This window comes from Nocardioides psychrotolerans, assembly GCF_943371775.1.
Classification (GTDB): Bacteria; Actinomycetota; Actinomycetes; order Propionibacteriales; family Nocardioidaceae; genus Nocardioides; species Nocardioides psychrotolerans_A.
Genome location: NZ_CALRWD010000012.1, coordinates 54,747 through 74,591 on the forward strand (window position 1 = coordinate 54,747; position 19,845 = coordinate 74,591).

17 protein-coding genes and 1 tRNA gene are annotated in these 19,845 nt (G+C 73.1%); 5 read left to right on the forward strand and 13 right to left on the reverse strand.

Translation table 11 applies throughout. The annotated features are described in order from the left end of the window. Positions 1 to 15: 15 nt before the first annotated feature. Genes pknB through AAG827_RS05715 form a run of 7 tightly spaced genes read right to left on the reverse strand, consistent with a single transcriptional unit; the run spans position 16 to position 8,820 of the window. A complete protein-coding gene (pknB, locus tag AAG827_RS05685; protein ID WP_341924878.1) occupies positions 16 to 1,869 on the reverse strand; it encodes a Stk1 family PASTA domain-containing Ser/Thr kinase in 1,854 nt (617 codons plus the stop codon). After that, on the reverse strand, positions 1,866 to 3,488 hold the full coding sequence (locus tag AAG827_RS05690) for a serine/threonine-protein kinase (protein ID WP_341924879.1): 1,623 nt from the start codon (positions 3,486 to 3,488) through the stop codon (positions 1,866 to 1,868). The genes pknB and AAG827_RS05690 overlap by 4 nt, the downstream gene beginning before the upstream one ends. Then, a complete protein-coding gene (locus AAG827_RS05695) occupies positions 3,481 to 4,950 on the reverse strand; it encodes a penicillin-binding protein 2 (RefSeq protein WP_341924880.1) in 1,470 nt (489 codons plus the stop codon). Before AAG827_RS05695 ends, AAG827_RS05690 begins: the two co-directional genes overlap by 8 nt. Next, a complete protein-coding gene (locus tag AAG827_RS05700) occupies positions 4,947 to 6,335 on the reverse strand; it encodes an FtsW/RodA/SpoVE family cell cycle protein (protein WP_341924881.1) in 1,389 nt (462 codons plus the stop codon). Before AAG827_RS05700 ends, AAG827_RS05695 begins: the two co-directional genes overlap by 4 nt. 1 nt (position 6,336) lies before the next feature. Next, positions 6,337 to 7,635, reverse strand: coding sequence for a protein phosphatase 2C domain-containing protein (locus tag AAG827_RS05705; protein WP_341924882.1), 1,299 nt, complete (start codon positions 7,633 to 7,635; stop codon positions 6,337 to 6,339). Then, positions 7,632 to 8,114 carry an FHA domain-containing protein gene (locus AAG827_RS05710; protein WP_341924883.1) on the reverse strand — a complete coding sequence of 161 codons (483 nt, stop codon included), beginning with the start codon at positions 8,112 to 8,114 and terminating at the stop codon, positions 7,632 to 7,634. The genes AAG827_RS05705 and AAG827_RS05710 overlap by 4 nt, the downstream gene beginning before the upstream one ends. Beyond that, positions 8,107 to 8,820: a DUF3662 and FHA domain-containing protein gene (locus tag AAG827_RS05715; protein ID WP_341924884.1), complete on the reverse strand. Its 714-nt coding sequence runs from the start codon at positions 8,818 to 8,820 to the stop codon at positions 8,107 to 8,109. The genes AAG827_RS05710 and AAG827_RS05715 overlap by 8 nt, the downstream gene beginning before the upstream one ends. Before the next feature lie 144 nt (positions 8,821 to 8,964). Here AAG827_RS05715 and AAG827_RS05720 point away from each other — a divergent pair. Beyond that, positions 8,965 to 9,047 (forward strand) — tRNA-Leu (locus AAG827_RS05720). Positions 9,048 to 9,132: 85 nt separating this feature from the next. On the opposite strand, the gene AAG827_RS05725 is transcribed toward AAG827_RS05720, so the two are convergent. Then, positions 9,133 to 9,681 (reverse strand): hypothetical protein, encoded by a 549-nt coding sequence (locus AAG827_RS05725; RefSeq protein WP_341924885.1) that lies wholly within the window; start codon positions 9,679 to 9,681, stop codon positions 9,133 to 9,135. A 261-nt stretch (positions 9,682 to 9,942) separates the two neighbouring features. On the opposite strand from AAG827_RS05725, the gene AAG827_RS05730 reads away from it, so the two are divergent. Then, a complete protein-coding gene (locus tag AAG827_RS05730; RefSeq protein ID WP_341924886.1) occupies positions 9,943 to 10,194 on the forward strand; it encodes a hypothetical protein in 252 nt (83 codons plus the stop codon). A 19-nt stretch (positions 10,195 to 10,213) separates the two neighbouring features. Here the strand turns inward: AAG827_RS05730 and AAG827_RS05735 are convergent, their stop codons facing one another. From AAG827_RS05735 to AAG827_RS05755, 5 genes are all read right to left on the reverse strand, one after another. Further along, complete coding sequence (locus AAG827_RS05735; protein ID WP_341924888.1) at positions 10,214 to 11,347, reverse strand: FAD-dependent oxidoreductase; 1,134 nt, start codon at positions 11,345 to 11,347, stop codon at positions 10,214 to 10,216. Continuing rightward, on the reverse strand, positions 11,344 to 12,219 hold the full coding sequence (locus AAG827_RS05740) for a DUF1295 domain-containing protein (protein ID WP_341924889.1): 876 nt from the start codon (positions 12,217 to 12,219) through the stop codon (positions 11,344 to 11,346). Before AAG827_RS05740 ends, AAG827_RS05735 begins: the two co-directional genes overlap by 4 nt. A gap of 118 nt (positions 12,220 to 12,337) precedes the next feature. Beyond that, on the reverse strand, positions 12,338 to 13,765 hold the full coding sequence (locus tag AAG827_RS05745; protein WP_341924890.1) for a DUF1116 domain-containing protein: 1,428 nt from the start codon (positions 13,763 to 13,765) through the stop codon (positions 12,338 to 12,340). Then, entirely contained in the window at positions 13,762 to 15,279 is a 1,518-nt protein-coding gene (locus AAG827_RS05750; protein ID WP_341924891.1) for an FdrA family protein, read from the reverse strand. The genes AAG827_RS05745 and AAG827_RS05750 overlap by 4 nt, the downstream gene beginning before the upstream one ends. Further along, on the reverse strand, positions 15,276 to 16,139 hold the full coding sequence (locus tag AAG827_RS05755) for a DUF2877 domain-containing protein (protein WP_341924893.1): 864 nt from the start codon (positions 16,137 to 16,139) through the stop codon (positions 15,276 to 15,278). Before AAG827_RS05755 ends, AAG827_RS05750 begins: the two co-directional genes overlap by 4 nt. Positions 16,140 to 16,376: 237 nt before the next feature. On the opposite strand from AAG827_RS05755, the gene AAG827_RS05760 reads away from it, so the two are divergent. The 3 genes from AAG827_RS05760 to AAG827_RS05770 all read left to right on the forward strand — a co-directional run. Next, positions 16,377 to 17,993, forward strand: a complete 1,617-nt coding sequence (locus AAG827_RS05760) for a PucR family transcriptional regulator ligand-binding domain-containing protein (RefSeq protein ID WP_341924894.1) — start codon at positions 16,377 to 16,379, stop codon at positions 17,991 to 17,993. Positions 17,994 to 18,154: 161 nt separating this feature from the next. Continuing rightward, positions 18,155 to 19,528, forward strand: coding sequence for a solute carrier family 23 protein (locus tag AAG827_RS05765; protein WP_341924896.1), 1,374 nt, complete (start codon positions 18,155 to 18,157; stop codon positions 19,526 to 19,528). Beyond that, positions 19,525 to 19,845: FAD binding domain-containing protein (locus AAG827_RS05770; RefSeq protein ID WP_341924897.1), on the forward strand; the 321-nt coding region annotated here is incomplete at its 3' end. The genes AAG827_RS05765 and AAG827_RS05770, both read left to right, overlap by 4 nt.

Sequence of the window (19,845 nt, forward strand, 5' to 3'; positions counted from 1 at the left end):
TCGGGCACCCCGGCCCTACGGCTCCGTGCTCCGCAGCGCGCCGAGCACCCCGGCACCCGCGCGACTCGGGATGTCGGTGGGGATCGGGGGCTCGGTGGTGGGGATGTCGGTGGGCGTGGGGGTCGGGGTGGGCGTGGGTGTCGGCTCGACGAAGGTCGAGACGAAGATGATGATCTCGGCGCCCTGGTCGGCGGTGTCACCCGAGCCGGGGAACTGGTCGGTGACCACGCCGGCCGGCTCGGTCGACGCGGCGTCCTCGCGCACGACCGGGGAGAACCCGGCGGCTCGGATCTTCTCCTCGGCCACGTCCTGCATGTCGCCGATGACGCCGGGGATGCGCTCGGGACCGTCGGAGTAGAAGACGGTGACGACGCTGTCGACGGGCACCTCGGAGCCCACGGTCGGCGAGGTCTCGAGCACCTGGTTCTTGTCCTCGTCGGAGTCGCGCTCCTCGACGACGACCTTCAGGCCCGCCGCGCGGATCTGCTCGGCCGCCGCGCCGCGCAGCTGCCCGACGACCGACGGGACGACGACCATCGGCTTGCCCGAGGAGACCAGCAGGTCGATCGAGGTGCCGGGGTCGACGTACTGGTCGCGGTTGGGGTCCTGGCTGATGACGTGGTTCTCGCGGACCGAGTCGTTGTCCTCATAGCTGATGTCGCCGACGGTCAGGCCGGCATCACCGATGGCCTGACGGGCGGCGTCGAGGCTCTCCCCGACGACGCTGGGCACCTGGTTCTGCTCGGGCGGGCTCTCGAACATCGCGGGCAGCACGAAGTAGGCGGCGGCCACGATGAGCCCGAGGATCAGCACCCCGAGCGTCACCAGCAGGCCCGTGCGGCGGCGCGGGTCGTCGTCGGCGGCCACCGGCATCGGCGGACGGGGGGAGGTGGCGGCCTGCGTGGGCATGATCCCCGTGGCGGGGGTCGACGCACCGACGGCACCGGCCAGCGGTGGCACGACCGGCACGACACGCGTGGCCTCGGTGCCGGGGGACACGACGGCCTGGACCGGGCGGCCGGAGAGATAGCGCTCGATGTCGGCGCGCATCTCGGCCGCCGACTGGTAGCGCTCCTCGAGCCGCTTGGCCAGCGACTTCATGACGATGGTGTCGATCTCGGGCGGCAGATCCGTGTCGTGGTCGGACGGCGGGGCGGCCGGCTCGCGGACGTGCTGGTAGGCCACGGCGACCGGGCTGTCGCCGACGAACGGCGGACGGCCGGTGAGCAGCTCGTAGAGCAGGCAGCCGGTGGAGTAGACGTCGGAGCGGGAGTCGACGGTCTCGCCGCGAGCCTGCTCGGGGGAGAGGTATTGAGCGGTGCCGACCACGGCCGCGGTCTGGGTCATGGTCGAGGAGGCGTCGCTGATCGCCCGGGCGATGCCGAAGTCCATGACCTTGACGTCGCCGCTGGGGGTGAGCATCACGTTGCCCGGCTTGATGTCGCGGTGGATGATCCCGGCGCGGTGGCTGTAGTCGAGCGCGGCCAGGACGCCGCTGGTGATCTCGAGTGCCCGCTCGGGCAGGATCTTGCGCCCCTCGCGCAGGATGTCGCGCAGCGTGCGACCGGCGACGTGCTCCATCACGATGTAGGGCTGGGCGACGCCGGAGCCGTCGGTCGAGGGCTCCTCGCCGGTGTCGTAGACCGCCACGATCGACGGGTGGTTGAGCGACGCCGACGACTGCGCCTCGCGCCGGAAGCGGGCCTGGAACGTCGCGTCGCTGGCGAGGTCGGTGCGCAGCCGCTTGACCGCGACCACGCGGCCGAGGCGCTGGTCGGTGCCCTTGCGGACCTCCGCCATGCCACCGCGGCCGAGCAGCTCACCGAGCTCGTAGCGGCCGCCGATGAGGACAGGACCTGAGGTGCTCACTGCGTGGGTGCTCCTTCGGTCGTCGAGCCGGTGGGCTGGGCTGCGGGAGGAGCACTGGCCGTGCTGCCCTGGGCCGCGGAGGGCGACGTGCCGGCCGCCGGCGTGCTCTCGGCGGGCGGGGTCGTCTCCGCCGGGGGCGTCGTCTCGGTCGGCACCTCGGTGGGGACCTCGGTCGGCTCCAGGCTGGGCTCCTCGGACGGCGTCTCCGACGGCGTCTCGCTCGGCTCCTCCGACGGCGTCGGCTCCTCCGAGGGCTCCTCGGACGGCTCCTCCTCGGGCGCGTCGCCCCAGTAGGTCACCTCGACGAGGTCGCCCACCTGCAGCCGACCGGACGGGTCGACCCCGTCCACCAGGCCCGGCGTCTCGTCGCCGCCGTTGTCGAGCTCGACGGTGTCGACGCGCAGGCCGCGCTCGGTGAGCTCGTCCACCACGGTGTCGACGGGCCGGTCGACGTAGTCGCTCTCGTCGATCACCACCCGCTCGCCGTTGGACGAGGTCGGGGTGGTCGGCTCCTCGGTGTCGTCGCCGCCGCGCAGCACCGCGAAGGCGCCGGCCGCCAGCAGGAGCACCAGCAGGACGACCAGGATCGCCACCCACGGGGTGCGGCGGTCCGAGGACGCCGGCGGCGGCACCGGGGTCGAGACCGGGGTCGACACCGTGGCGGGACCGGGGTCGACGGGCGGCACGCCGGCCATGACCTGGGTGCCCTGGGCGTCGAGCGGCACCGGGGCCACCGGTGGCACGACGACCTGGGTCGCGGCGGTGGACGACGGGTCGCGCAGGGCGGCGGCGAAGGCGGCCGCGTCGGGATAGCGCTCGGCGGGTTCCTTCGCGAGGGCCCGTCGTACGACGGCAGCCAGGTCGGCGGGCACGTCGCCGGGGAGCTCGGGCACCGGCTGCTGGAGGTGGGCCAGCGCGGTGGCGATGGGGGACTCCGCCTCGAAGGGGCGCCGGCCGACCAGGCACTCGAAGGCGACGCAGCCCAGGGAGTAGACGTCGGAGGCGGTGGTCGCGGGGTTGCCGCGGGCCTGCTCGGGCGAGAGGTACTGCGGGGTGCCCATGACCTGGCCGGTCTGGGTGATGCCGACGCCGTCGGCGGCGCGGGCGATGCCGAAGTCGGTGATCTTGATCTGCCGGTCGGGCGTGACGAGGAGGTTGGCGGGCTTGATGTCGCGGTGCACGATGCCGGCGGCGTGGGCGACCGCGACCGCGTCGGCGGCCTGGGCGAGCAGGTCGCGAGCGACCTCGGGGTCGAGCGGGCGACCCCCGCTGAGCAGGTCGGAGAGCGGCTTGCCGTCGACGAGCTCCATCACCAGGAAGGGCCGCGGCTGCCCGGAGCCGTCGGCGGCACCGGCCTCGCCGAAGTCGTAGACGCCGGCGACACCGTGGTGGTGCAGCGCGGCGGCGTGACGCGCCTCGGTCTCGAAGCGGGAGCGGAAGGTCGCGTCGTCGGCGAACTCGTGCTTGAGCAGCTTGACCGCGACCTCGCGGCCCAGGGTCGTGTCGGTGGCGCGCCAGACCTCGCCCATCCCGCCGGTGGCGATGCGGGAGTCGAGGCGGTAGCGACGGCCGTCGTCGGCGAAGCGCTCGGGCTGCACGGGACCGGTCTCGTCAGTCATTGATGATCGCCTCCATGACGGCCTTGGCGATGGGTCCGCCGAGCTGGCCACCGGCGATCTCGCCGCGTGGGATGTCGGCGGACTCGATCATCACCGCCACCGCGACCTGCGGGTCGTCGGCCGGGGCGAAGGAGACGAACCACGCGTAGGGCGGCACGTCGTCGATGCCGCTCTGGGCGGTGCCGGTCTTGCCGGCGACGCTGATCCCGGGGATCGCGGCGGGGCTCGCCGTGCCGTTGTCGACGGTGGAGACGAGCAGCTGCGTGAGGTCGGCAGCGGTCGAGGAGGAGATGGCCTGGGACAGGTCGCTGTCCTCGGTCTTCTCGAGGACGTCGTATTCGGCCGACTGGACCTCGTCGACGATGTAGGGGCGCTTGACGATGCCGTTGTTGGCGACGGCGCCGACGACCATCGCCATCTGCAGGGGGGTGGAGCGCACCTCGAACTGGCCGATGCCGGACTGGCCGGTCTCGGGCGGGTTCATGTCCTCGGGGAAGACCGACTCGGCCTGGGGCCGCAGGTCCTCGAGGTAGGTGGAGTTGAAGCCGAAGGCCTCCGCCTGCTTGAGCATCGCCTCGGCCCCGAGCTCGTTGGCGAGCGCGGCGAAGGTGGTGTTGCAGGAGTTCTCCATGGCCTGCGCGAAGGGGATCCGGTCGGTGCCGCAGTCGCGGCCCTCGTTGTCGATGACGCCGCTCTCGGCGGAGGTCTGCGGCAGGCGGTAGGTCGAGCCGCCCGGCACCTCGGAGCTCGCGGAGTAGTTGCCGCTCTCGATGGCGGCCGCGGCCGTGACGATCTTGAACGTCGAGCCCGGCGGCAGCGTCTTGGCGATCGCGCGGTTGACCAGCGGCTCGGCGGGATCCTCGTCGAGCCGCTCGTAGGTCGAGGTGACCTCGTCGAGGTCGTGGGAGGCGAGCTTGTTGGGGTCGTAGGTCGGCAGCGACACCATCGCGAGGATCTTGCCGGTCGCGGGGTCGAGCGCCACGACGGAGCCCTCGACGTTGCCGGGCAGGGCGTCGAGGCCTTCGTAGGCCGCGTCCTGGGCGTCGGGGTCGAGCGTCAGCTGGACGCTGCCGCCCTTGTTGGGGTCGTTGCTCAGCAGGTCGACGAGCTTGGTGACGAACAGGCGCGGGTCCTCGCCGGAGAGCACCTCGTTCTGGGTCTGCTCGATCGCGGTCTGGCTGAAGAAGGAGAAGTAGCCGGTGACGGGGGCGTACTTGAAGGGGATCGGGTAGGTCCGCTGGAACTCGAAGCGGTCGTCGCTCGGGACGCTCTCGGCGATCGGCTCGCGACCGACCAGGATCGCGCCCCGCTCGCGGGAGTAGGCGGCCTCGATGACGCGCCGGTTGCGCGGGTCGTTGTCGAGGGAGTCGGCGCGCCAGAACTGCAGGTAGGTGGCGTTGAGCATCAGGGCCACGAAGAGCAGCAGGCAGAACATCGAGATCGTGCGGATCGGCTTGTTCACAGCTTGATCACCTGGGTGTTCATCTCGTCGGGCTCCTCGTCCTGCCCGGACAGGTCCGGGATCGGTCGTCGGGCCTGGTCGGAGATGCGCAGCAGCAGCGCGATGATCACCCAGTTGGCGACCAGGGAGGAGCCTCCGTAGGACAGGAAGGGCGTGGTCAGACCGGTGAGCGGGATCAGCCGGGTGACCCCGCCGATGACCACGAAGACCTGGAGGGCGACGACGCTCGCCAGGCCGACGGCGACGAGCTTGCCGAAGCCGTCGCGCGAGATCAGGGCGGCGCGCAGCGCGCGCTCGACGATGAGGCCGTAGATCAGCAGGACCGCGATGACGCCGGTCAGGCCGAGCTCCTCGCCGATGGCACCCATGATGAAGTCGGACTCGGCATAGCTGATCCGGGTCGGGTCGCCCTCGCCGAAGCCGCGGCCGATCAGGCCGCCCCACGCCATGCCGAACATGGTCTCGACGATCTGGTCGCTGAAGGGCGGCGTCGCGTTGTTGTAGTACTTGAACGGGTGCAGCCAGATGTCCACGCGGTCCTGGACGTGTCCGAAGGCGCGCCACGCGAAGAGGGCGCCGCTGAGGAACAGTGCCGAGCCGACGACGAGCCACCCGGGCCGCTCGGTGGCGACGTAGAGCATCACCAGGAAGAGGCCGAAGAACAGCAGGCTGGAGCCGAGGTCCTTCTGGAAGACCAGGATGCCGAGGCTGACCAGCCACATGGCGAGGATCGGGCCGAGGTCGCGGCCGCGGGGCAGGTCGACGAAGACGACGCGGCGTCCGGCCAGGGCCAGGGCGTCGCGGTGCAGGACGAGGTAGCCGGCGAATGCCACCACCAGCAGCACCTTGGCGACCTCGCCGGGCTGGAAGCTGAAGGGCCCGACGCCGATCCAGATCTTGGCGCCGTTGATGGTCTTGCCGACCCCGGGGACGAGCGGCAGGAGCAGCAGGAGGATCGCGCTCAGGCCGAAGGTGTAGGTGAAGCGGGTCAGGACCCGGTGGTCGCGCAGGACCACCAGGGCACCGATGAAGAGGAGCACGCCCAGCGTCATCCAGGTGAGCTGCTGGCGCGCGAAGGTGGTGCCGTCGGTGAGGTCGAGGCGGTGGATGACCGCGAGCCCGAGCCCGTTGAGCGCGGCGACCAGCGGCAGCAGCACCGGGTCGGCGTAGGGCGCCACGAAGCGGACCGCGACGTGGGCGGCGACGACCAGCCCGGTCAGCCAGCCGCCGTAGCTGACAATGTCGACCGGCACGCTGCCCTCGACCCCGATGCCGACGGCGGCGTAGGCCCCCACCCCGACCGCGAGCGCGAGGACGAGCAGGAACAGCTCGGCTCCCCGGCGGCGTCGGTGCACGAAGCCCATCAGGGCGGAGGTCTGGGACATCTCAGCCGGCCCCGTCGGTCGGGGACATCTCGGTGGCCAGGCTCTGGACCGTCTCCTGCGCGGCGTCGAGGTCGGCGACCTCGATGCCGTCGCGCACGCGACCGGCGTCGTAGTCGGAGAGGCGCTCGATCTCGACGTCGCTGGTCATGTAGAGCGAGCTGAGCGAGACGCCGGGCAGGTCGGTGTTGATGCCGCGGTAGATGACGACGCTGCCGTCCTGCTCGCCGACGAAGTACTGGTCCTGGGTCCACGACCACGCGGCCGCGACACCGACCCACACCACGCCCACGACGATCGCGAGCACCAGGACCCGCTTGATCCACTGGAAGCGCGCGGGCGGGCGGGGGGCGTAGCGGGCGGTCTCCGGGTCGATCGGGTCGGCGGGGATCGCGTGGACGCCCTCGGGGATCTCGGCCTCGATCGGGTCGAGCTCGCCGGTGTCGCCGGAGCGGTGGCCGCGGAAGAGGCTGCCCTTGGCACCGCGCGGGGTGCGGCGACGCAGCTCGGCCGCCGCGCCCACGAGCAGCGGCTCGAGGCCGGCGATCTCGGGGTCGGCCAGCGCAGCCTCCTCGGTGACGACGTCGGCCACGATGCAGGTGACGTTGTCGGAGCTGCCGGCCTCGAGGCTGGCACGCACCAGCTCCACGGCGGCGAAGTCGGGGCTGCCCATGTTGAGGATGTCGGCGAGCCGACCGTCGTCGAGGACGCCGCAGGCGCCGTCGCTGCAGAGGAACACCCGGTCGCCGTCGACGAGCTCGATCATGAAGAGGTCGGGCTCGGCCTCGTGCATCCCGTCGAGGGCCTTGAGGATGAGGTTGCGGTGCGGGTGGACCCGCGACTCCTCCTCGGTGATGCGGCCCTCGTCGATGAGCGACTGCACGAAGGTGTGGTCCTTGGTGAGCTGGGAGAGCTCACCGTCGCGGAAGAGGTAGGCGCGGCTGTCGCCGACGTGGCCGAGCCCGATGCGCGAGCCGTCGAAGAGCGCGACCGTGGCCGTGGTGCTGGTGCCGTTGAGGGCGGGGTCGGCGTCGACGAGCCGGCCGATGCGCACGTGGGCCTCGTGCAGCGCGTCGGTGACCCGGTCGAGCAGCCCCGAGCCGGTGTCGTCGGCGGGCGGGTCGTCGAGCTCGCGCAGCTGCTGGATCGCAGTGCTCGAGGCGATGTCGCCGCGGGCCGCGCCGCCCACGCCGTCGCAGACGCTCAGCAGCCAGGGGCCGGCGTAGCCGGAGTCCTGGTTGTCCTTGCGGACCCGACCGACGTCGGAGATCGCGGAGTAGTGGAGCCGGAGCGGGGAGCTCACTTGCGCAGCTCCAGGATCGTCTTGCCGATCCTCACCTGGGTGCCGAGGGTGATCGTGGTCGGCTGGGTGATGCGGACGGTCCCGATGTAGGTGCCGTTGGTGGACCCGAGGTCCTCGACGAACCACTGGTCACCGGACGCCGCGATGCGGGCGTGCCGGGTGGAGACGTAGTCGTCCTCGAGCCGGATCGCCGCGTCGCTGCCGCGCCCGATCAGGATCGGGGCGTTGTCGAGCGCTGCGGTCGCGCCCTCGCTGGTGCCGGCCGTCACGACGACCTGGGTCGGTGATCCGCGCCGCTTGGGCGGGGCCTTCTGCTTGGGCTGCTTGGGGGCCTTGCCGTCTCGGCCCGCGGCGCGCGCGGTCTCGGGGACCCGGGCGCCGAACATGTCGGAGCGGATCACCGAGATGGCGGAGAGCACGAAGATCCAGAGGATCGCCAGGTAGGCGATGCGGATGAGGAAGAGGGTCAGCTCAGACATCGGCATCGTCCCTGACCACGCGGACCGTCATCGTCGTGTTGCCCACCTTCACTCGCGAACCGTTGCGCAGCGTGGCTCGCGGGACCTTGCGGTCGTCGACGAGCATGCCGTTGGTCGAGCCGAGGTCCTGGACCTCCACCATCAGGTCGTCGCCGTGGCCGGTGACGAGGAACTCCACGTGGCGCCGGCTGACGCCGGGGTCGTTGATGCGGACGTCGGCCTCCGTGCCGCGACCAATGACCAGCCCGGGCGCGTGCAGGGGGTGCTGCGTGCCGTTGACGTCGAGCAGCGCGTGGGCGCGGCGTACCTGGGTGTGGGAGGCGTTGCCCGTCACCTTGGCCTGGGCCGAGCTGCGGATCCGGAAGCGGCCCGTCGTGAGGTCGTCGGCCGGCTCGAAGCCGAGCTTGACGGGGCCGGTGAAGACGTAGCCCTGGGCGTCGGCGTGCTGCTGGAGCTGGTCGACGAGCTCCTGGGCCATGGCGCCCTCGTAGGTCGCGAGCCGGTCGAGGTCGGTCTGGGAGAGCTCGACATGGAAGTCGTTGGGGACCAGGCGGCGGTCGCGGGAGAGGATCTGGGCGTTGTTGTCACACTCGCGCTGCAGGGCAGCGGCGATCTCCACCGGCTGCACCGCCGAGCGGAAGGCCCGGGCGAACGCACCGGAGATCATCTGCTCGAGCCGTTGCTCGAAGCGTTGCAGTCCTCCCACGTCGCCTCCTTCCGCAGACATGACGACCACCCCGACACCGAGCCGGGGTCCGACGATCGTATCGGGGTGCGGGGTCAGACTCGTGCACCCTCCGGCCCGGTTTGGGACCTGGTCGAGGGCTGGGATAGCCTTACCCGGCTACATGCGCGAGTGGCGGAACGGCAGACGCGCTGGCTTCAGGTGCCAGTGTCCGAAAGGGCGTGGGGGTTCAAATCCCCCCTCGCGCACACATGCAGCAGATGACGAGGGCCGGGCACCGATCAGGTGTCCGGCCCTCGTCGTTGCTCGGGCGGTCCTCTGCTCGGGTGAGCGTCAGCCGCCGAAGACGGCGGTGGGCAGCAGGTCGCCCATGAGCTCGCCGCCCACGGTCCACTCGTCCGTGGCCAGGTCGCCGACCACCACGGCGTCGGCCGGGTCGTAGCTGCAGTCGCCGTCCCCGAGGTCGACCTCGCCCTCGCCGTCCGCGAAGCTCACCGCGACGTAGGCGCCGGTGTCGGAGAGCAGGCACAGCGAGCCGCCGGAGCCGTCCTCGAGCGTGGAGTAGTCGGCGAAGACCAGCGGCGTCGTGTCGTCGAGGCCCGCCGCGGCGTTGGCCTCCTCGGTCGTGGTGGGCTGCACGTCGTCCTGGGTGTTGAGGACCGTGAACAGGTCCGAGACCTGGGTGAGGGCCGTGGCGAAGTGGTCGTCGACGGCCTCGGCCTCGGTGGGCTCCTCGGACGGCGTGTCGGAGGACTCGGTGCTGTCGGGGCTCTCGGTGCTCTCGGAGGCTGCGGTGGTGGGCTCGTCGCTGTCGGAGCCCGAGCAGGCGGTGAGGCTGGCGAGGGCGGCGACGGCCGCGACGCCGAGGGCGATGCGCTTCATGGGGGGACTCCTGGGTTCGTGCGCGAGGTGCGCGGGCGCGAGATGCGCTGGACGGTCTCGAAGGTCCCCGAGAAGCTCCGGGGAGAGCCTGGCACAGCCGGACCCGTTTTCCGGACCGGTCCGGGGGTAGGCCCCGGCGATGAGACTCCCGCCGGCCCGCACCGCACGTCGTACGACGGGGCGGGCGGCAGGAGATGGCGCCGTTCGAGGCGCCCGGTGGGGGGACGCTGGTGCGGGTGTCCACGGCCCCTCGACACCGAGGTGCGACGCGACGTCTGGGCCTTCGCGGCCCGCTTCGGTGCTGCCGAGCCGATCGAGCTGGCGGTGCGCGTGGGGGACACCGCCTACCCCGTCGGGGTGGTGCGGCGCGGCAACGCCCGCAAGGACGCCGCCGTGGAGACGGTGCCGGACGACGTGGTGCTGGCGGTCGACGGCCCCGTCAGCCCGCCTGCGGCCCGGCGGGTCGCCCACACCGCGTCCGTGGACCTCGCGGAGCTTCTGGCTGGAGGCTGAGGCGCTTCGGCGGTGGGACTCAGTCGCGACGTACGCCGCCGTAGATCCCGCGCCGCACGATGAGCGGCTGGAGCACGCTGCGGATCGTCCAGGCGGGGAAGCGGAACGCCTGGCCGGAGGGGACGAAGACCTGGAGCCCGTCGGGCTGGAAACCGAGCACCGAGCCCCAGCGTCGGCCGGGCGCGCTGTAGGCCCTCAGCGGGCGCCCCGCGAGGTGGGCGCGGATGTTGGCGGCGAGGAGCTTGTCGGCCCGGTTGCGCGCCGACGATCGCAGCGGATCGGTGGCGGCGACGTCGCCGAGGGCGAAGACGCCGGGGTGGCCGGGGACCGAGAGGTCGGGGTCGACGCGCACGAAGCCGCGCTCGTCGAGCAGCTCCGGCGGCAGCCAGGACGTGTTGGGGGTGACGCGCCCGATCGCCCAGAGCACCGCGTCGGCGGTGGTCGGCGGCTGGCCGGTGCTCCACGCGACCGGCGCGTCGGTGATCGCGTCGCAGGCGAAACCCTCGGGGACGACCGCGCGGTGGCCGGGGTGCAGCGCGACGCCGAGCCCCTCGAGCCGGCCGGCGACGGTGCGCCAGACCCGGTGGTGGTGCTGGGGGAGCGCCCGCTCGCCGGGGAAGTGCAGCGCGACCTGCTTGTCCGGCCAGGTCAGCGCGAGGTTGGCGGCGCTGCTGACCGCTGCTGCGCCACCGCCGATGACGACCACGGACGCGGCTGCCGCGAGCCTCTCGTGCGCCGCGCGCAGGTCCGCGTCGACGTCGGTCGCGCTCTGGAGGTCGGGCCGGCGCCAGAAGCCGTTGGTGACGCCGGTCGAGATCACCAGGACGTCGTAGGGCTCCGTGCTCGCCGCGCCCGAGGCCGTCGTCAGCCGGACCTCGCGTGCGGCGACGTCGAGGCCGGTCAGGGTGGCGTGGACCCGGCGCACGGGGTCGAGGCGGCGGTAGCGGTCGAAGCCGATCCGGTAGTCGCGCGCCCAGTCGTCGGGGCGGGCGAGCCGCATCCCGAGCTCCTGGCCGCTGACCAGCCCAGGCTTGCTCGAGATGCCGACGACGTCGACCTCGTCGGCGTGGCGGGCCAGGTGGATCGCGGTCAGCAGGCCGGAGTCGCCGAGGCCGGCGACGACCACGCGGGCCCGGTGGTGAGCCCGCGTCACGTCGTACGACGTGGCGGTCGCGGCACGAAGCGCGGGACGCGGTCGATGACGTCCTGGTAGGCCGGGCGCCGCTCGAGGCTGCGCTCCTCCATCATCGGGATGCTCGCGCCCTGGAGCAGCGCGAGCATCGCGAGGGCGCCGACGAAGAGCCACCACGCGTCACCGGGCGACGCGGCGACGCCGAAGAGCGCGAGGGCGAGCCAGAAGGCCCACTCACCGAAGTAGTTGGGGTGGCGCGACCAGGACCAGAGGCCCTGGTCCATGGCCTGGCCGGGTTGGCGGGTGCGGACGAAGCGATACATCTGGAGGTCGGCGACGAAGGTGAGCAGCACGGCCCCGAGCCCGACGACGACCGCGACCGCGTCGAGCCAGCCGACGGCGTTGCCCTGGCGCGTCACGGCGACGTAGGCCGGGAGGCAGCCGAGGAACACCTGGATCGTGGGCACCAGGTGGATGCCGCCCAGGTCGGCGAGCACCTCGGCCTTGCCGGCGCGCTCCCGGAGCAGGGGGTAGCGCCAGTCCTCGTGGTGCAGGCCGGGGAACGCGTAGATCCAGTTGCCGGTCAGCCGGACCGCCCAGACGACGACCACCAGCATCACCAGGGCGGCGCGGGTGTCGTCGGCCTCGGGGCTCTGGCTCCACCACCAGCCGATGAGCAGCGGCGGCGCGACCGACCAGTAGGCGTCGTAGAAGCTGGAGTTGTGGTGCAGGCGGCTGGCGCCGAAGATCACCAGCGTCGCCAGCAGGTCGGCGACCAGGCCGTCCCACAGCAGCGAGCCCGTGCTCGGACCGAGCACGAGCCAGGCTGCGGCGACGGCGAGCGCGGCCGCGTAGGCGATCGCGACGCGGGTCAGGGACGCGGACTTGGTCATGCGCCCACACGCTAGTGACTCGGGACGCTCGTCACAGCCGAATGCTCCCGCCGGGCCGGCGCGACGTGGTGCAACATCGCGCCGACTCGGCGGGGGTGGGGGGCCTGCGGGGTGCGGCTCAGCCGGCGGCGCGCTGCGTCGTACGACGCGCGAGCTCGGCGAGGGCGGCCGGGAAGATCTCCGCGGGAGGAGTGACCAGCCCGGCTCCGACCTGTCCCACGCCCGCGACGCGACCGGCCATGCCGGTGTTGATCTGCGGCAGGATCCCCGTGCGGCACACGGCGCTGACGTCGATGCCGGTCGGGGCCCCGGCGAACTCCAGGACCGGGATCGACCAGCGCGGGTTCTCCGCGAGCGTGATCTCGCGCATCCGCCGGGTGGTCGCGAGCGCGTCGGGCACGCTGCCGCCCACGAGGCGCACGATCGCGGGGGCGGTGGCCATGGCGAAGCCGCCGATGCCGGCGGTCTCGGTGATGGCGGAGTCGCCGATGTCGGGGTTGGCGTCGTCCGGGCCGTAGTCACCGAGGAAGAGTCCCTCGGCGACCTGGGCCGGCCCGGTGAACCAGGTGTCGCCGGTGCCGGCGACCTGGATGCCGAACTCCGTGCCGTTGCGCGCCATCGCGACGACCATGGTGGAGCCCTCGGTGCCGCGAGCGGCGTCGAGCGCGAGCTTGCAGGCGGGCATCGCCAGGTTGAGGAAGAAGTGGTCGTTGCCGCCGACGAAGCGCAGCACCTGGGCCACGTCGGCGGGCGCTGCGCCGGACTCGGCCATCGCGGGGGCGAGGTCGCGCAGCAGCATCAGCGTGCCGGCGCGGTTGCGGTTGTGCGCCTCGTCGCCCATCTGCAGCATCTGGGTGAGGATCCCGGTGACGTCGACGGGCCCGGTCGCGCGCACGGCCTGGGCCAGCAGCGGCCCGAGCACGGCCGACATCCAGCGCAGCCGCTCGAGCACGTCGGGTCCGTAGGCGCCGTAGCGCAGGACCTTGCCCAGCCCCTCGTTGAGCGAGCAGTAGGTGCGGCGCCCGGTGGCGGGGTCCTCGAGGACCCACATCCACATGGAGGGGGACACGACGCCGGCCATGGGCCCGACGGTGCTGTGGTGGTGGCAGGGGTCCAGCGAGACCGACGAGCCCGACTCGAAGAGGGCGGCGGCGTCCTCGGGGTCGCTCACCAGGCCCTCGAGCGCGGCGGCACCCATGAGCGCGCCGCGCAGGGGCCCGGAGGCGGCGTCCCACCTGATCGGCGGTCCGGCGTGGAGGAACTGTCCCTGCTCGAGGCCGAGGACCTCCGAGGCGGGGGCGACGTCGACCAGCACGGCCTGCACGTCGAGCATCGCCGCGACGGCGCGGGCGTTGGCCTCGCGTCGCAGCGGGTCGGTCGCCAGGACCGCGAGGTCGGCGGCGGTGCCGTCCATCGGAGGACGCCAGTCGACGCGGGTCACGCCGACGGCCTGCTCGGCCACGGCGTCGCCGAAGAGGTCGACACCGACGGCGGCGACGCCGCCGGGAGCGGTCGTGGGCAGCGGGGCGGGGATGGGAGCGGTCATCGGGGGCCTCCGGTGAGGGCGACGGCCCGGCGCGTGGCCCGGGCGTTGGACAGGTGGACCTCGGCGCCGGCCTCGGCCAACGTGGCGGCCTGGCGCGAGAGGTGCTGCGGGTCGAGCTCGGTGCCGACGCAGGCGATCACGACGGGCAGGTCGCGACCGGCGGCACGGGCGGTCGCGATCGCGTCGCGCACGGCAGGGGCCAGGGCCCCGGCCGGGTCCGGCTCGGCGCCGTGGCCGAGCACGACGTCCATCAGCAGGCAGGCGGTCGTGGGGTCGGCGGCGGCGCGGGCGAGGTGCTCGAGGCGCAGCGTGGGGTCGATCATCGGGTGGGCGCGACCGGCCGTGAGGCTGTCGTCGCCGAAGTCGACCATCGTGTGGGCATCGGCGCGGAGCGAGCCGTCGAGCGCCAGCTCGGGCGAGAGCGGGATGTTGCTGCGCACGGGGCCGAGTTCGTGCGCGGCCACGAGCATCGCCTCGTCGCACAGGGTGCCGCCGACGAAGAGCCCGCGCAGGAAGCCGCCGGTGCCGGGGGTGCCCGCGCCGGTCGCCCCCCACGTCGGCCAGGTCGGCACGTCGTGGCCGAGCGCGCCCAGCACGGCCTCCGCGGCCTCGGTCAGGTCGGGCTGGCCGTCGCCGAGCAGCGCGAAGTGCACGGGCGTCGCCAGGGTCGCGGCGAGCGCGCGCAGGTCGGCGGCCACCTCGGGGGCGGGTGGCTTGGAGACCACGACCACCAGCTCCACGGCCGGGTCGGCGTCGAGTCGCTGGAGGGCCGTGCGCGTCGAGCGCCCGGCGACCACGCTGCCCAGGTCGCGCCCGCCGACGCCGAGCGCGGCGGCGACGCCCACACCCGCAGCCTCGAGCAGGCACATCAGCTGCTGGCAGCCCGTGCCCGAGGCGGCCACGATGCCGACCGGGCCCGACGCGGTGGTGTTGGCGAAGCCGAGGCCGACGCCGCCGACCACGGCGGTGCCGCAGTCGGGGCCCATGACCAGCAGTCCGCGGGCGGTGGCGAGGTCCTTGAGCGCGACCTCCTGCTCCACGGGCACGTTGTCGCTGAAGATCATCACGTCACGATCGGCGTCCAGCGCGTCGACGGCCTCGACCAGCGCGTGCTGGCCCGGCACGGAGATCAGCGCGAGGTCGGCGCCGCCCTCGGCGAGCGCGCGGCCCGTCGTACGGGCGGGGGCGAGCTCGGCGCTGCCCTCGCGGCGTCGCGTCGAGGCGGCGAGCGCTGCGGCGACGGCCGCGAGCGCGCCCGGCAGGGCGTCCTCGTCGTCCAGCATCAGCGCGACGACCATGTCGTTGGTCGTGGTCGGCGGCAGCTCGAAGCCCATCTGCTCGAGCACCTCGAGGTTGAGGGGGGTGGCCATCGCGACCTGGGCGCGGGAGACGCCGGGGGCGCCGGCGACGTCCTTGCTGACCTGCAGCAGCGTCACCGAGTCGGCGTAGGCGCCGGGACGGACCTCGACGTGCTGGTGCGTGGCTCCGGGGGAGGTGGGGGGCGGGCTGGTCATCGCAGGGTGCTCCTTGTCGCGAGGTGGCGCAGGGCCAGGGCGGTGCCGAGCAGCAGCCCGGCCCCGGAGGTGTGGCCGACGCGGACCAGGGCGGTCGCGGCGGCGGTGGTGCGGGGGTCGTCGTGGTCGTCGGGATCGGCCGTCCCGGGGGGCGCGAGGTGCTGCAGCAGCGCGGCGAACTGCGGCAGCACGTCGCCGCGCGCGGCACAGCCGAGCAGCGTGGCGGAGAGGGCCGTGGTGCGCTCGGGTGCCAGCGTCAGGACAGCGGCGGTCAGCGCGGGGGCGCGCACGGCGGCCGAGACCAGCGTCGCCAGGGCCCCGCAGAGCACGTCGTCGCCGACGGGGGTCAGGCCGGAGCCGCGACCCAGCAGCAGGGCGGCCGCGTCCGGGTCGCCGTCGGCGAGCAGCACGAGGGCCTCGGGGGGCAGCTCGTCGACCACGGCACGCAGCACCGGGGCGGCGGTCGGGTCGACCGGGTCGGGCGAGGCGAGCGCCCGGGCGAGCAGGTGCCGCGCCGTGTCGGGGTCACGACCGGGACGTCGCGGCACACCGGCGTCCACGACCCGAGTCACGACGACCCGGGTGTCGTCGAGGTCGAGGTGGCCACCGCCGACCAGGGCGCGGCGCGCGGAGGTGAGGGACACCGGCAGCACCGGCAGGGTCGTGCGCAGGCCGCACGGCACCGCGGTGGCCGCGGTGGAGAGGACCCCGAGGACGCGGTCGCCGAGGTCGACGTAGACCGCGTCGGCGCCCCGGTGGACGACGGGCACCTCCCGCACCGGACCGCCGAGGCCGGCCACGACCCACGCGGGGCTCGAGGCGACCACGCGGTCGCGGGTGGCGGGCTGCGGGGGAGTCATGCGTCCTCTCGGGCAGTCGCGGGAAGGGTGCCGGGCCTTCGGGTCCGGGATCTCGACGCTAACGCCGGGCCGGGCCTCGAGCCGATGGCAGGTCTTGCCAAGCCTGGCGGCCCAGGGGGCCAACAACTGATAGCGCCAGAGGTCGCCCGTTGGGCTAGCGTGTCGGGCTCGGAGTGTCGTGGACGACACGGGGAGGGGGGTGGCTCGGCGGTGATCAGTCCCGGGTACGGCGTGAGCGTGCGCGATCTCTGCGAGCTCGAGGGCATGCGGGGGGCGATCGTGCTCGCGGGCCGGCGCGGGCTCGACCGCATGGTCAGCGGGGTCAACGTCATGGAGGTCCCCGACATCGTCGACTGGGTCAAGCCCCAGGAGCTCCTGGTGACGACCGGTTTCCCCCTCGCGACCGGTGACGACCAGGGCTCCTCGACCCTGGTCCGGCTGGTGCGCGACCTGCACGGACGTGACGTGGCGGGCCTGGGCATCAAGCTGGGGCGCTACCTCGACAGCATCGACACCGACGTGCTGGCCGTCGCCGACGAGCTGGACTTCCCGATCATCGCGCTGCCGATGGCGCTGGGCTTCGACGACCTGCTGCGCCAGACCTTCAGCCGGCTCAACGAGCTCGCCTCCGGGGTCCTGGAGCGCATCGACGCGCTGCACCGGGCCCTCACCCTGCTCGTGCTGGAGGGCGGCGACCTCGACCAGATCGCCGCCGAGGTGGCCCGGGTGCTCGACGTGGGGATCCTCATCACCTCCACCGACGGCCGCGAGCGGGCCGCCGCGCTGTCGGAGCCGACGCGCGAGGCGTTGGTCGAGGCCGAGCTGTTGGTGCCCGGGGGCCGCTTCCGCGTCGAGCGCGCCAGCACCCGCCCCGCGCCCCTCGGGCGTGGCGAGGTGTGCCTGCAGCCGATCGCCGCCGGGGGCTCCGACCTCGCGCGTCTGGTCTGCGTGAGCCCCGACCGCCCGCTGACACGAGACGACGTGGTGGCGCTGGAGCGCGCGGCGACCGTGGCGGCGCTGCTGGTGACCCGGCAGGAGGCGGTCGCGGCCGTCGAGAACAAGTACCGCGGCGACTTCCTGCGCGACGTCTTCCTGGGCCGCGCCGGCGACCGCACCTACGTCGTGGAGCACGCCGCGAGCCTCGGCTGGGACCTGGAGGGTCCCCTGGTGGTGCTCTCGGCCGAGCTGGACCCCGCGACCTCCGCCGAGCCGCCGGTGACCGGGCGCCTGCGGCGTACGTGGCAGGAGCGCTTCGCGACCGCCTGGCGTCAGGTGTGCGACGGACAGCGGCCCTCGATCGTCACCGTGGACTTCACCGCCGAGGTGGTGGCGCTCCTGCCGGTGCCCGACGGCGAGGTGGATGCCGCGGTCGCGCGGCTGGTCGCAGCGGTGCGCGGTGACCGGGGCGGCGGGCGGCGACCCTTCTCCGTCGGCGTGAGTCGCCTGGTGACGACCCCCGAGCAGCTGCCCGAGGCCTACCTGCAGGCGCGCCGGGCCACCGAGGTCGGCCGCAGGGTGGGCGGCGGTGGTGGGACCACGCGCTTCGACGAGCTCGGGGTGCACCGGCTGATCGCGCTGGTGCCCGACGCGGCCGAGGTGCGCTCCTTCGCTGTCGACGTCCTGCGCGAGCTCGCCCAGGACACCGAGGAGGCCGCCGACCTGCGCACCACGCTGCAGATCCTGCTCGACACCAACCTCAACGTGGCGGAGGCGGCGCGCCAGCAGTTCTTCCACTACAACACGATGCGCTACCGGGTGAGCAAGCTGGAGCGGATCCTGGGGCCCTTCACCACCGACCCGCACCTGCGTCTCGACGTCGCCGTGGCGCTCCAGGTGCTGGCGATGCGGGCCTGACCGGTCCGCCCGCGAGGTCCGCCACGAGGTCCGTCCGCAAGGTCTGCCAGGGCAGGGCCGCCCCGCTTGGCACAAGGTGCCGGTGCTGGCACGTGATCCAGAACACTAGCGTCGGCCGGACCGGCAAGTCCGGACCCGAACCCGAACCCGAGGAGCCCTAGATGTCGATGTTCAAGTGGGAGGTCGTCCACGGCGGCAAGACCCCGCCCCCCGGGGAGGCCGTCGGCCCGATGCAGCGGCTCAGCTGGCCGCGCACCGTCGGGCTGGGCGCCCAGCACGTCGTCGCCATGTTCGGCGCGACCTTCGTCTTCCCGCTGGTCATGGGGCTCGACCCCAACCTGGCGATCCTCTTCTCGGGGCTCTGCACGATCCTGTTCCTGCTGATCGTCAAGAACAAGGTGCCCAGCTACCTCGGCACCAGCGCCTCCTTCGTGGCCGGCGTCGCGGCGATCCGGCTCCAGGGAGGCGACTCCGCCGACGTGACGGGCGCGATCATGGTCGCCGGCCTGGTGCTCGCCGCGGTCGGCGTGCTCGTCCACTTCGCCGGGGCCGGCTGGCTCAAGGCGATCCTGCCGCCCGCCGTCACCGGCGCGGTCGTGATGTTGATCGGGTTCAACCTCGCGCCCGTCGTCGCCGGCATCTACTGGCCCCAGGACCAGTGGATCGCGCTCGCGACCGCGACCTTCATGGTCGCCGCCGCCGTGCTCCTCCCGGGCTTCTTCTCGCGCATCGCGGTCGCCCTCGCGCTGGTCTTCGGCTACCTGCTCTCGTGGTTCTCCGACGCCGTCTTCGGCCCGATCACCTCGGTCCTGGGTGGCGCCACCGAGGCGACGACCCACGACCGCGTCAACTGGAGCAGCGTCGGTGCCGCCGACTGGGTCGGCTTCCCCAGCGGCACGCTCGCCGACGGCGTCTCGGTCGTGCACGGCCCGAGCTTCTCGCTCACCTTCGTGCTGCTCGTGCTGCCCGGCGTCATCGCCCTCATCGCCGAGAACACCGGCCACGTGCGCGCGGTCGGCGAGATGACCGGCGAGGACCTCGACCCCTACATGGGGCGCGCCATCGCCGGTGACGGCCTGGCCACCGCCTTCGCCAGCGCCTTCGGCGGCTCGCCCACCACGACGTACGCCGAGAACATCGGCGTCATGTCGGCCACCCGCATCTACTCCACGGCCGCCTACTACGTCGCGGCCCTGGTCGCGATCCTGCTCGGCCTGAGCCCCAAGTTCGGTGCGATCGTCAACGCGATCCCCGGTGGCGTGCTCGGCGGCATCACCGTGGTGCTCTACGGGATGATCGGGCTCATCGGCGCCAAGATCTGGGTGGACAACGGCGTCGACTTCGGCAACCCCGTCAACCTGGTCGGCCTCTCCGCGGGCATCATCGCCGGCATCGGAGGTGTCACCATGGTGATCACCGACGACTTCGAGCTCGGCGGCATCGCGCTCGGCACGATCCTGGTCATCGCCTACTTCCACATGGTCAAGGGGCGCCGCGAGAGCCTCGGGGCCGGAGAGGTCACCAAGGTCCTGTGAAGCCCGCCCCCTTCGCCTACACCCGGCCCACCACCCTCGAGGAGGCGGTGACGAGCCTGGCCGCCGACCCGCACGCCAAGGTGCTGGCGGGAGGTCAGAGCCTCGTGCCGCTGCTCTCGATGCGCCTCGCGGCGCCCAGCTCGCTGGTCGACCTCAACGGCCTGAGCGACCTGGCCTACGTGCGCACGGACGACGAAGGGGTGCGGGTCGGGGCCTTGGCCCGGCACGCGGCGGTCGAGGCCGACCCGGAGGCCCGCCGGGTGCAGCCGCTGATCTCGCTGGCGTTGCGGATGGTCGCCCACCCGACCATCCGCAAC